The organism is Allobaculum fili (assembly GCF_020969955.1).
GTDB classification, from domain to species: domain Bacteria; phylum Bacillota_I; class Bacilli_A; order Erysipelotrichales; family Erysipelotrichaceae; genus Allobaculum; species Allobaculum fili.
Genome location: NZ_JAHDSX010000012.1, coordinates 1 through 12,475, shown reverse-complemented (window position 1 = coordinate 12,475; position 12,475 = coordinate 1). Strand labels below are relative to the sequence as shown.

Sequence of the window (12,475 nt, the reverse complement as noted above, 5' to 3'; positions counted from 1 at the left end):
TCCCTTTTGTTGTCTCTTTTCACATTCCTTCATTTTCCGCTACAATAAACAAGAGAATATTCAAAAAAGAGAACGCTTAATAAAAAGCCAAATTCCCGAATTTTGGCTTTTTCGTTCATTAATATGATCAGGAAAAGATACAAAATCGGTCGGGCAGCCTGCCCTTGGCTGTCCGATAGCCGATTGAGAAAGGACATTTATGAAAACCATGGATCTCACCGCTTTTTTTCAGGGGCGGGAACTGAACGCCTACGAATATTTCGGTGCGCATGCCGCGGACGACGGGATCGCTTTTCGCGTATATGCCCCCAATGCCAAAGCCGTTTCGGTCATCGGCGACTTCAACAGCTGGGACGAAACAGAAGATGTAATGAAAAAGGATGAGAACGGCGTCTGGATGGCTACCGTAAAAAACGCGAAGCCGGGAGAAGCCTATCTCTATCAGATCACGTCCAAGAACGGTCAGATCAATAACAAGATCGATCCGTTTGCCTTCCAGGCCAAGCTGCGTCCCGATCATGATTCGATTATCACCGACCTTGCCTTTGACGGCTGGACGGACCAGGAATGGATGAAAAACCGGAACAAAGGGTTTAATTCTCCCGTCTCCATTTATGAAATGAACGTCGGCAGCTGGCGCGACAAGAACATTCGTGTCGAAGAACTCGAAAACGATCCGGGCCAGAACGAAGAAGGGCTCTTCGTTCATTACGGCGACATCGTCGATGAGCTGATTCTGCACTGCAAGAAGTACCATTTCTCTCATGTGGAAGTCATGCCGCTTTCCGAATTCCCCTTTGACGGTTCCTGGGGCTATCAGGTTTCCGCGTTCTTTGCGGTAACGAGCCGCTACGGCACCCCGATCGAACTGAAAGAGTTCGTCAACCGTCTGCACGAAGCCGGCATCGGCGTCATCATGGACTTCGTACCGGTTCACTTTGTAAAAGACGCCTACGCGCTTGCCAGCTTTGACGGCACGCCGCTGTATGAATACTCCAAGCCCGAAGACGCCAACTCCGAATGGGGCACCGCCAACTTCGACCTCTGGAAAGAAACCGTACGTTCCTTCCTCATGTCCGCAGCCAACTACTGGCTGAAGGAATACCATTTTGACGGTCTGCGCATGGACGCCATCTCCAATGCCATTTTCTGGAAAGGCAACAAGATGATGGGGGAAAACAAAGGCGCGACCGACTTCATCAAGCGCATGAACTACATGCTGAACTCCGAATACCAGGGCAAGATCATGCTGATTGCGGAAGACTCCACCGACTTCCCCAACGTCTGTAAGTCCACTCTCGACGGCGGTCTTGGCTTTGACTACAAGTGGGACCTGGGCTGGATGAACGATACCCTCAAGTATCTCAAGCTCGACCCGATCTACCGCAAATGGCACCACAACGACATCACCTTCTCGATGGCATACTTCTATTCCGAACACTTCATTCTGCCGCTCAGCCACGATGAAGTCGTTCACGGAAAAGCGACCATCGTCGACAAGATGTGGGGCAGCTACGAAGACAAGTTCGCACAGGCCCGCGCGCTGTACACGTACATGTTCGGACATCCTGGCAAGAAGCTGAACTTCATGGGCAACGAGCTCGGCATGCTGCGCGAATGGGATGAGCAGAAAGGTTGCGACTGGTTCCTGCGCAAGTACCCGATGCATTCTTCGTTCGAACGCTTCTTCGCGGAAATGACCGGCGTATGCACCGAAAACGACGCCTTCTTCTACGGCTACGATCCGACCAACTTCCAGTGGATCAACGCCGATGATTCCGATCACAACACCTTCTCCTTCATGCGCAAGGGTTCGAAGGATGTCTTCGTCTTCATCATCAACTTCTCCACCAACCCGTACACGCTCCAGTTCGGCGTTCCGTTCCAGGGCATGTATCAGGAAGTCATCAATACGCAGTGGTCCCGCTTTGGCGGACGCATTGAAAACGAACAGCCGCAGGTTCTGCGCGCGTTCCATCTCCCGCTCGAAGGCCAGCCCTGGCGCATCAACGTCCAGCTTCCGGCTCTGGGCGCCCAGATTTTCAAGGTAACCCGTCCGCAGGACTAGTTCATCTGTCGTTAAGAAATTTCAAGGATAGTCCGCGCTTTGCGGGCTATCCTTTCTTTTTTAAGAGAATGGCGCTTTTCTTTCGTTTCTCTGGTCATACTGGACGTACGGGATGCGAAAAGATCCTCTCCATTTCTCATGGCGTGCGGAAAGTCCGTATTGCTCAGGCAGATATTTTTGAGAATTACCCGAAAAGACGCCAAACTGAAAACAAAGTCCGATCTTCTTCTCAGTCGGCTGAATTCAGCCCTCTTCTTCCAGGAACAGGGCGTATGGAAAGGAGATTTTTATGTCTCACTATTATGAAAACGATCCGAATCTGGATCGCACCGAAACACCGTTTACCTTTGAGCTGAATGGACAGTCCTTTCGCGTTCTCTCTTCCGACGGCGTCTTTTCCAAGGACAGGCTCGATACCGGAACGCGCATTCTCTGCGAGTACATTGTTGAGCACCGTGCGGCTGATCTGGGGGAAAACGTCCTCGATCTGGGCTGCGGCATCGGCGTGATCGGCGTGATTCTTTCCCGCTTTCACCCGTGCAAAATTACCGGGATCGATCCGAACGCGCAGGCCTGCCATCTGGCCAGAGAAAACTATGCAGCCAATCACGTTGACGGAACAATCATGGAAGCCGATCACATCAACGACGCGCTGTATGACTCGATCGTGCTCAATCCGCCGATTCGTACGGGCAAAACCGTCATCTATTCCCTGTTTGCGCAGGCGTATGACCACTTAAAGGAAGGCGGCACGCTGTATATTGTCATCCGCAAGCAGCATGGCGCCCAGAGCGCTGTGGACTATCTGGAGTCGCTCGGCTTTGAAGTCGAACGCCCGCTGCGCGAAAAAGGCTTCTGGGTTCTGGAAGCCGTAAAGTAAAAGCCAAAACGGAAATGGAGCAGAAAGGAAGAAAGGCGCATTTATGGAACACAAGTACTGGGACTACTTAAAAATCATGCTGCGCGAAAACCGTCTGCTCTTTGCCGCGTGGCTGGTCAGCGGCCTTTTAATGGCCGCTTTACTGTGGCTGTATCAGCTGCCGGTTGAACCCGCCATTCTGTATCTCATGCTCAGTGCGATCGCTCTGATCATCTGGTGCGGGTTTTATTTAGGCCGTCTGCACCGCATCCGGCATCTGCTTCAGGCCGAAGATTTTGACCCTTCGCTCTATCCAGTCGAAGTGGACGCCTGCGTGAAAAAGATGGCGGACCAGAAAGAAAAAATGCAGAAGCAGTCGACGCAGGAAAAGAAGATGCGTACCGAAATGCAGGACTACTTTTCTTTGTGGGCGCATCAGATCAAGCTGCCGCTTTCCGCTCTGCATCTGCAGCTCGAACTGCCCGAGCTGCATGCGGACGCGCTCGACCACGAATGCCAGCGCATCGATTCCTGTATTTCGCTGGCCATGGCGTACGTACGCATGGAAGGCAGCGATTTTCAGATCGGCTGGTATTCTCTCGAATCCATCATCCGTCCCGTTCTGCGGGAAAACGCCGTAATGTTCATTCGGCGGCACATCCGTCTGGAAACCGATCTGCGCGGCGAAAAAGTGTGTACCGATCAGAAGTGGGCGACCTTTATTTTTGAGCAGCTTCTGTCCAACGCCCTGAAATACGCCCCGGACTTTTCCGTCATTCAGATCGTTTCCGAGGGGGCAACGTGCATCCTCCGGGATGAAGGACCGGGCATTCCAGAATCGGATCTGCCCCGCGTTTTTGAAAAAGGCTTTACCGGCGAAAACGGCCGAACGCACATGTCCGCTTCGAGCGGTCTGGGCCTGTTTCTGGTCAAAGGAGTCTGCGATCAGCTCTCCATTTCCATTGAACTCGAAAACCGCAGCTGTCCGCTGGTCTATCTCGATGCACCCGAAGACGACAGCGATGTCGAAGGGGAAGAAGATCTGGATGAAGGGGTGGACAGCACTGTCCGTCGGCAGGATCCGAATGCACCGGCTTGCTCACCAGCACCGCCTTTGCCGGGGCCCTGCGGTCTGGATGTGCGGCTGACTTTCCCGGTCAGCTCCTGGATCAGCGACTGATCCCCTAAATGAAAAATCATTTTTGCATAATTGCATTTGCTTATTTGCCTGTCTGCATGCAGGAAAGACTCTGGAAAAAGCCAAAGCTGCCTGAAAGCGGCAGCCCGGTGTCCAGAAGAGAAAGGAGAAAGACATGGCTTTACTGGATGTACGCAATGTTCAGAAAATTTATCGTTCGTCTTTTTCCTCTTTGAGTACGCTGGCGCTGCAGGATGTCAGCTTTTCCATTGAGCGCGGCGAATTTACCGCCATCATGGGCGAAAGCGGATCTGGAAAATCTACGCTGCTCCATATTCTCGCCGGGCTCGACGCTCCGACGAGCGGAAGCGTTTTGATCGATGGCGAAGATCTCTATTCCCTTTCCGCAAAAAAGCGCAGCGCGTTTCGCCGCAATCATCTCGGCTTTGTCTTTCAGGACTACGCGCTGCTCGATACCTTTACCCTTCGCGACAACATTTTGCTTCCGCTTGTTTTAAACCGCACAGCTCCGGCGCAAATGGAAGAAAAAATGCGCTCCATCGCCAATGAACTTGGCATTCAGTCCATCCTCAATAAATACCCCTTTGAAATTTCCGGGGGACAGAAACAGCGGGCCGCAGCGGCCAGAGCCCTCATCTGTAATCCCGATCTGCTTTTAGCGGATGAGCCGACCGGCGCGCTCGACTCTTCGAGCTCGCATCAGCTGCTTGAGCTGTTTGAGCGGCTTCATGCGCGCGGCCAGACGATCGTCATGGTGACGCATTCCGCCATGGCCGCCAGTTTTGCGAACCGGGTGCTGTTCATTCGCGACGGCCGCATTTTCCATCAGATTTACCGCGGGGGGCAAAGCCAGAGCGAGTTTGCCCAGAAAATTACGGACGCACTGCTTTTAATGAACCGTCAGGAGCACGGTTTATGAAAAAACGTCTCTATCTCCATCTCGCCCTGCACTTCATTCAGAAAAACTACAGGCTTTCCGTCCCGTTTGCGGGCGGCGGCATTCTTATGGGCGCCATGGTGTATTCCGTCCTGTCGATGATCGAAAACCCGATGTTTTCAGCCTCACCGATTTACGGCATTTCCTGGTATCGGGAAATGCTCCTCCTCGAACTGCCGCTTCTGATCTTTTTTACTCTGATTCTTTTCTTCTATCTCAATTCCGCCTGGATTTCGGCCAACCAGAAACAGAACGGCCTGATGATGGTGCTTGGCATGGAGAAGCGCCACCTCTACCGCATTCTGTTTTATCAGCTGGGTCTGTTTGCTCTGGTGACCGTACCGGCTTCTCTGCTCGTTGGCGTCAGCTTTGATCAGATTCTGTATTTGTTCATCTGCCGCATGATTGAAGTGCTGCCTCTGACGTCTTTGCACATTTCCCCGCTCGGCCTGCGCGGTCTGTGCTGCTGGACCGCCTTCTGTTACGGGGCGCTTTTTCTGTGGTCGTTTCTGCAGCTGTGGAGCAGCGATCCGCTGGCATCCATGCAGGCCTCTCACGTCTCGCAAAGCGGCCGCCGGACCCACTGGATCGCCGCTCTGGCGGGGCTCGCCTGTCTGGTGAGCGGCTATCTCATTGCGCTTTTGACCGAGTCTCCAAGTGCGGCGCTTTTCCTGTTTTTTGCGGCGGTCTTTCTCGTCATTATCGGCACCTGGCTCACCTTTCTGTATGGCGCTCAGGCGTTTCTGAGCCTGCTTCAGAAGTGGAAACGGTTTTATTACACGCCGGACCATTTTGTCTCGCTGTCCATACAGAAATTTCGTCTGCGCAAAAACGCATGGGCGCTGGCCAATATCGCTATTTTGTCGACCATGCTCATTGTGACCATGTCCTCCACACTGTCGCTGGTGACGGGCATGGAAATGAATGTGCAGGCCGTCATGCCTGCGCCTGTCGAAGTGGATATCGATCTGCTCAGTGAAGAACCGCTGGCTTTTGACAGCACGCAGCTTGAACAGGACTCCAAAGACATTCTTCAGGACCTTTCGATCGATGCGTCTTCCGTGCACGTCCTGCACACTGCATGGATGCTCTGTGCCGATGTTTCCGACCAGTATGTGGCCATACTCGACCTTGACGATCTGAATCGCATGAATGGAACGCATCTTTCCCTTAAGGACGGTCAGCTGCTGGCGCTGACCGAAACAGCCGTCCAGCCGGACCCGCTGAAGCTGTATATTCCGCTGAGCAGCGCCGCGACAGAAGCTTCCGGATCCGATTCGATGGCGGCAATGTATGAAATTGTGGAAGACGACAGCCTGATCGAAACGCTGGAAGGAACTATCCCTGCCTATCTGATGTCCCGCTATCTTTACGCCGGACATATTCCGGAAACGATGGATTCGCAAAATCAGCGCTGGCAGGTTCTGATCGATTTTCCCGGCGCGGACGATCCCGTCCTCCAGCAGCACCTGGAAGAAGAATTTGCGAAACGGCTGGATCCAGCGGTTTACTCGGATGCCTTCCGTGTTAACTGTCAGTTTCGGACGTCCTATCGAAGTGACGTCATGGAGCTTTTTAACGCGCTGTTTCTGCTCGGCATTTACATGTGTGCCTTCTTCATGCTTGCGGTGATTCTGATCATGTACTACAAGCAGCTTTCCGAAGGCAGTGAAGACCGAAGACGCTTTACGATCCTGCAAAACCTCGGCTTTGAGCGAAAGGAACTGCGCAGGCTGATTACCCGGCAGACGCGCATTCTGTTCTTTCTGCCTTTAAATGTGGCCTTGATCCATACGCTGTTCGCTCTGCCGATTTTGCGGCTGATTCTTACGGGCATGACAAGAATTCCGGATCGTCTGTTTTATACGATCTCCATTCTCTGCTTCGCCGTGTTCTCGCTGGTCTACTATCTGATTTATAAGCTGACCGCCCGCACGTACTACAAGCTGACCGTACAGACGAGCGCGCAGGAACCGTACTGAGAACGGTGTTCTGCGCTTTACCCGTTTTCGAAAGGGAATTGGAGAAAACCGGAGATTGACCTTCTTTTCCCGTACGGATCCCCTATAATGAGCGTACATGCTGTCCAGATCCGATAAGGAAATCAACAGTTCCGGGCAATTTCAAAGCCGATCACTCAAACGGAACCGGCCTGGAAGCGCACGAAGTTTCCACTGGTCTGGCGAATGTGTTCCTTCGTTTGATAACCGAAGGCGCTTCCCTCTTTTTTGCCGTATCGGGACGGCTAAGTCCCTGGAAATATGCGATAATGAGCAAGGAACGCGAATACGAATTTTTTGGCGACTGTTTCTTTTTTCGACAGAAGTTTCTGGCGAAAACGGAAGCGCGCCTTTTTCAAACTTATCCCGTCGCCTTCCGTTCTTTCCGTTCAGGAATCGGCAAATTTATGGCGAACAGCCATCTTTTTGTTTCCCATTTTTTTGGTTTTGTATAAATCTGGAATTTAAAAGAAACTCCAGTCGATATAGATTTTGATGAGGTGTGTATGAGACAGAATAAGAATGCGGCATCGCCTTCTGCGCGCACGAAAAAAAAGAAACCGGCTGCCGATAAAAAATCCAGCCGCTCCCGCTTTTCCAGAATTGGTCTGCCCGTCTTTCTGGCTGCCTGCATTCTGATCGGGACTGCCGTCTTCTTTTTATCGCGTCCCAACAGCGATCTGAAAGCCGGCCGCGACTATCTCGAAGCGCAGGCGACAAAAGATACTAAGGACCTCTCCTCTTCGCTTTCCGAACGGCGAAGAGAGCGGATGCTGGCAGCCGTTCAGTCCGGGAAGAGCTCGATCTTCTCCCTTTTTGGCAATTCTCTGCTTCTTGGGGATTCCCGCATGTACGGTTTTGAAGCGTACAGCTTCCTGCCCGCCGAACAGGTCGACGCCCATGCCGGCGATACGATTTTGAACATTCCCGATTTTGTGGATCAGATTGCTCAGGTTCAGCCGCAGAAAATTTACTTTTCCTATGGCGTAAACGATATGGAACTCAATGTCGGCGCGGATCGCGGCGACAACGGCTATGCCGAAATTTATGAAGAAAACATCGATAAGATTCTCGCGGTTTCTCCCAATACGCAGATCATTATCAACTCGATCATTTCCGCTTCTCCAGAACAGACAGAACAGAATCCGCGCTGGACGAAGATCGATGATTACAACCGGCAGATCAGGGAAATGTGCGAACGCCGCGGCTGGACGTATGTGGATAACGATTCCCTCAGCGAAGGCGGGCACGCGAACATTTATGAACGCGACGGCATTCACTTTCTGACCAGCTTCTACCCCGAATGGGCCCAGAACATGATCATGGCCGGCATGAATTAACCTTCTGGATCTTTCTGAAATTCCGCTTTCCTTTTCCCTTTGGACTGGATGCGGATTCTGACCTTTTTCAGTCCTTACGGACTGTTTTCCCTGTTTTTGTTTTAGCGAAAGGAGCCTGCCCATGCATTTTCAGTCTTCCTCTAAATCCAGACGCTATCTGTTTTTACAGGGCGCGGCTCTGGTTCTGCTGCTTGCGCTGTTCGGTTTTCAGCTCTTTGGCGGAAAGATTCATTCCGAAGTCCCTTTTGAAACCGTTCAGGCGAAACTCACCGAAACGCTTGATTCCGCCGTCTATCCGGAAGTATCGGCGTCAAAAATTCGCCGCTACATCAATCTCAATCCGGATGAATTCGAGAATGCGGCCATGTACCGTGTGGACGACGCCATGTCCGCCAGCGAACTGGTGCTCGTACGTTTTTCCACTCCGGAACAGGCGCAGAAATTTGAAGAGGCGGTCGAGTCCCGCATCTCCACCCAGCATGACATTTATTCGGGCTATGCCCCTGAACAGGCCGGCCTGATGGAAAACGCCCTGGTCGATGTCCAGGACAACTACGCACTTTACTATACCGGCGACCATCCGGAACAGATCCAGTCGACGTTTGAACTGGCCTTAAAGGAAGGATGATGGATTTATGGTATTTACGGATCTGACCTTTCTGTTTGGCTTTCTGCCCGTCGTCTGGCTGCTCTATCGCTATGTCAGCCGTACGCACCTGGCCAATCTCTACATTCTGATCGTTTCCCTGCTCTTCTACGCGTGGGGCGGTCTGACGTCTCTGCTTACGCTTCTGATCATTCTGCTCTGGAACTATGGAGCTGCCCATACGATCGGCGCCAGCGAAGACGAACACACGAGCAAAATCATGCTCTGGACAGCCATTGGCGTGGATTTGTTCATCGTGCTGTTCTATCGCTATATCGGCGTCTGGTTTGGCTTTTTAAGCCCAACGCTTTCGCGCCTGCCGTCTCTGATGCCGATGGGACTTTCGTTTTACATGTTCTCCTGCATGTCCTGCCTGTTTGACGTCTATTACGGAAGAGCCGAAGCACCGGCTTCCTTTGTGGAATTCGGTGTCTTCGCCGCGTTCTTTGGCCGCATTAACATGGGACCGATTGCCCATTACGCCAAAATGAAGGAACAGCTTGAAGATCATCCGACATCCAGACAGAAGACGTTCGACGGCATGACGCTGTTTTTACAGGGGCTCTTTCGTAAAGTCATCCTTGCGGATAACTTTGCTCTGATCTTTGCGGCCCTCGCCAGCAATACGAGCTGGGTCGGTTCCCTGCTGTATGGATTTGCCTACTTTTTCCAGCTTTATTTCGATTTTTCCGGCTATTCCCGCATGGCTCGCGGCATCGGTTCGCTTTTTGGCTTTACGATCGATCCCAACTTCTCCCTGCCGTACATGGCGCTTTCCGTTCAGGAATTCTGGAGACGCTGGCACATTTCACTGACCAGCTGGTTCCGGCAGTACGTCTACATTCCGATGGGCGGCAACCGCGTCAGTCATACGCGCTGGATTCTGAACGTCCTGACGGTGTGGGTACTGACCGGCCTGTATCATGGAGCAACCCTTCCGTTCCTGGTGTGGGGACTGTATCAGGGCGCTCTGATTCTGGCGGAAAACCAGTGGATCAACAAGTTCATGGAGAAGATGCCGCACTGGGTTCGTCATATTTATCTCGTGCTGACGCAGCTGATCGGCTGGACCTTCTTCTTCTCGCCGACGCTGCTTGGCGGACTTTCCGTCATCGGCCGTTACTTCTTTATCGGCGTATCGTCTTTTGCAGACGCAGACGCGCTGTTTGTGCTCTGTCAGTCCATTTTCCTGCTGATCCTTGCGATTGTGCTTTCTTCGGGTCTGAGCGTCTATCTGGGCCGTCTGGTTCATCGCCTGTTCCCGAAAGCCAGCTCGGTTCTGGTTACCGTCAGCTGGTGCCTTGTCTTTTTGATCTGCGTATCGTTCCTGGTGAGCGCTACGGCGCAGACCTTCCTCTATGCGGCGTTTTAGAAAGGAGACTTCCCAATGAAGAAAAAGAAAAGAACCAATCCCTATCTGGTTCCCTCGATGAGCGTTCTTCTGGCGGGAATGCTTGTCCTTTCCCTCATTGAGCCCGACCGCTCGTTTTCCGATGTTGAAAACCGTTCGCTGGCCAGGGGGGCAGACTGGTCGCTGAATGCGCTGCAAACCGGAAAAACCGGCGAGGAAATGAACACCTGGTTCACGGACCAGATTCCCGGCCGAAATACGTTTTTTCACGCGAACTATCTGATTCGAAAGCTGTCCGGTCAGCGTGAGCTGAATTCTGTTTTTCTCGGAAAAGGAGCGCTGCTCGCGAATCCGGAAGAGGCGAATGAAGATCTTATCCGCTCCAGCGTGGATGCGATCAATCAGTTTTCTTCCCTGCAGGGCATTCCCTGCTACGTGCTGACAGCACCATCTGCCGCCACCATTCAGCCGCAGAAACTGCCGCTCGATGCGCAGGCGCGCGATGTCAATCCATCGTTCGATCTGATCTATTCGTCGCTGAACGGACCGGCCGGCGTAGATGTCCGCTCCGGCTTAAGCGATCAGAAAAACGAATACATCTACTATCGAACTGACCATCACTGGACTTCTCTCGGTGCGGCAATTGCGTCGATTCAGCTTTTGAATTCCATGGGCATCGCGCCCAATCCCGAAGATTTCGATCGCATGCCGGTTTCCGATACGTTCGAAGGAACGCTCGCGTCCAAAACCGGATCCGTCGGTCTGGAAGACCGTATCGAAATCGCAGTATCCAAAAACAACCCGGGCTACATTGTGACCTGGGCGGACGGTACGCAGTCGTCTTCGATCTATAACAAGGATGCGCTGAAAACCAAGGATCAGTATCAGGTTTTCCTGGGCGCCAACCAGTCCCGCATACGGATCGATACCGATGCCCAGACCGATCGGACTTTGCTGCTGTTCAAGGATTCCTATGCCAACAGCATGATCCAGTATCTCCTTCCGTATTTCTCATCGATTACCATCATCGATCCCCGTTACTACTACGACGATCTGGATCTGGTTCTCGGCTCGGATCTGTACACCGACTGTGCCTTCGTTTACTCGATCGATACCTTCTCCACCATTCCATCTCTGAAAGATCTTCTCAACTCATGGAACGAGAAACACGTAACCCCTGAAGCCTGATTTTCCATAAGAAACGCCAAACCCCTGCTGACCGGACATAACCGGACCGCAGGGGTTTTCTTTGCGAACGGGAAGAAAATGAAGATGCCGAAGCCCAGCGGCTATACCTGGAAACTACCATAAAACAGGATCATGTAAAACGGCAGATACAGAACGGGACCGCCCGTTTGATGTTTAGCGAAGAGAAAACGTTTGCTTTGTGGAGCGCCCATTCCGGATTAGCTAAGGCCTTATCTGGACACAGCTTTGCAGCAGATCGAACTGTACAAGCTGTACACGTTGTATACGCTCTGCAAACGCCCCATGCAGCAATCCGGTATCCAAGAGAGACCGTTTTTTATGAGCAGGAAGTGCCCATTGCGGCACAGATACGGCATGACTGGGCAAGACGAGACCCGTATTCGTCAGCTTGCCCAGACTGACTTCCAGTTGCCGTAATCGAGTATCCGACCCGCTCGAAGGTTGAAACCGACGAGACAATAAAAAGAAAATCCCCCGAAAGATATCGGATTTCTCCTTTATCTCTCGGGGGATTCTTCATGTTCGGCAACTTCCTATCTTTGCCTTGCGGCTATTGTCGGCGTTCTGCAGCTTAACTGGCCAGGTTCGATATGTTTCTGGGTGTATCCTGCAGGCTATCGTCACCGTACTTAGATTTTTTTGAATGGATCTTCCAAAAACAAACATCAGTCTTCCAACATAACGATCTAACGCGATCGTTGGTTTCGTAGTGGCTTCTTGCGTATAGCTTTCTCGAATCTTAGATTAAGCTTTCGACCGATTAGTACTGGCCAACTCCGCGAATCGCTTCGCTTCCATCTCCAGCCTATCGCCTTGTCGTCTTCAAGGGGTCTTATATACCGCAGATCTTATCTTGGGCTCGGCTTCGCGCTTAGATGCTTTCAGCGCTTATCCGATCCCTGCTTG

The 12,475-nt window shown here is 52.1% G+C and carries 9 protein-coding genes and 2 rRNA genes; 9 read left to right on the top strand and 2 right to left on the bottom strand.

The genetic code is table 11. The features are described from left to right. Positions 1-199: 199 nt before the first annotated feature. The 9 genes from glgB (at position 200) to Afil_RS04300 (ending at position 11,548) form a co-directional block, all read left to right on the top strand. The gene (gene glgB, locus Afil_RS04340) at positions 200-2,068 is read left to right on the top strand and encodes a 1,4-alpha-glucan branching protein GlgB (protein WP_230267292.1); all 1,869 of its coding nucleotides are present in this window, start codon (positions 200-202) and stop codon (positions 2,066-2,068) included. A 289-nt stretch (positions 2,069-2,357) separates the two neighbouring features. Further along, a complete protein-coding gene (locus Afil_RS04335; RefSeq protein WP_230267291.1) occupies positions 2,358-2,948 on the top strand; it encodes a class I SAM-dependent methyltransferase in 591 nt (196 codons plus the stop codon). A gap of 43 nt (positions 2,949-2,991) precedes the next feature. Then, on the top strand, positions 2,992-4,107 hold the full coding sequence (locus tag Afil_RS04330; protein WP_230267290.1) for a sensor histidine kinase: 1,116 nt from the start codon (positions 2,992-2,994) through the stop codon (positions 4,105-4,107). Positions 4,108-4,240: 133 nt separating this feature from the next. Further along, entirely contained in the window at positions 4,241-5,005 is a 765-nt protein-coding gene (locus Afil_RS04325; protein WP_230267289.1) for an ABC transporter ATP-binding protein, read from the top strand. After that, on the top strand, positions 5,002-7,005 hold the full coding sequence (locus Afil_RS04320; protein WP_230267288.1) for an ABC transporter permease: 2,004 nt from the start codon (positions 5,002-5,004) through the stop codon (positions 7,003-7,005). Before Afil_RS04325 ends, Afil_RS04320 begins: the two co-directional genes overlap by 4 nt. A gap of 524 nt (positions 7,006-7,529) precedes the next feature. Further along, the gene (locus tag Afil_RS04315; protein WP_230267287.1) at positions 7,530-8,363 is read left to right on the top strand and encodes a GDSL-type esterase/lipase family protein; all 834 of its coding nucleotides are present in this window, start codon (positions 7,530-7,532) and stop codon (positions 8,361-8,363) included. Between the two features lie 121 nt (positions 8,364-8,484). Beyond that, a complete protein-coding gene (locus Afil_RS04310) occupies positions 8,485-8,991 on the top strand; it encodes a DUF4358 domain-containing protein (RefSeq protein WP_230267286.1) in 507 nt (168 codons plus the stop codon). A gap of 7 nt (positions 8,992-8,998) precedes the next feature. Beyond that, positions 8,999-10,381 carry an MBOAT family O-acyltransferase gene (locus Afil_RS04305; RefSeq protein ID WP_230267285.1) on the top strand — a complete coding sequence of 461 codons (1,383 nt, stop codon included), beginning with the start codon at positions 8,999-9,001 and terminating at the stop codon, positions 10,379-10,381. A 15-nt stretch (positions 10,382-10,396) separates the two neighbouring features. Next, entirely contained in the window at positions 10,397-11,548 is a 1,152-nt protein-coding gene (locus Afil_RS04300) for a DHHW family protein (RefSeq protein WP_230267284.1), read from the top strand. Between the two features lie 541 nt (positions 11,549-12,089). On the opposite strand, the gene rrf is transcribed toward Afil_RS04300, so the two are convergent. Together rrf and Afil_RS04295 are read right to left on the bottom strand one after the other, a co-directional pair. After that, a 5S ribosomal RNA gene (rrf, locus tag Afil_RS11505) occupies positions 12,090-12,197 on the bottom strand. Positions 12,198-12,309: 112 nt separating this feature from the next. Then, a 23S ribosomal RNA gene (locus Afil_RS04295) occupies positions 12,310-12,475 on the bottom strand; the annotation flags it as partial.

Coding starts and splice junctions, on each gene's coding strand:
- glgB (WP_230267292.1), top strand. CDS start 200: ATGAAAACCATGGATCTCACCGCTTTTTTTCAGGGGCGGGAACTGAAC.
- Afil_RS04315 (WP_230267287.1), top strand. CDS start 7,530: ATGAGACAGAATAAGAATGCGGCATCGCCTTCTGCGCGCACGAAAAAA.
- Afil_RS04320 (WP_230267288.1), top strand. CDS start 5,002: ATGAAAAAACGTCTCTATCTCCATCTCGCCCTGCACTTCATTCAGAAA.
- Afil_RS04310 (WP_230267286.1), top strand. CDS start 8,485: ATGCATTTTCAGTCTTCCTCTAAATCCAGACGCTATCTGTTTTTACAG.
- Afil_RS04325 (WP_230267289.1), top strand. CDS start 4,241: ATGGCTTTACTGGATGTACGCAATGTTCAGAAAATTTATCGTTCGTCT.
- Afil_RS04305 (WP_230267285.1), top strand. CDS start 8,999: ATGGTATTTACGGATCTGACCTTTCTGTTTGGCTTTCTGCCCGTCGTC.
- Afil_RS04300 (WP_230267284.1), top strand. CDS start 10,397: ATGAAGAAAAAGAAAAGAACCAATCCCTATCTGGTTCCCTCGATGAGC.
- Afil_RS04330 (WP_230267290.1), top strand. CDS start 2,992: ATGGAACACAAGTACTGGGACTACTTAAAAATCATGCTGCGCGAAAAC.
- Afil_RS04335 (WP_230267291.1), top strand. CDS start 2,358: ATGTCTCACTATTATGAAAACGATCCGAATCTGGATCGCACCGAAACA.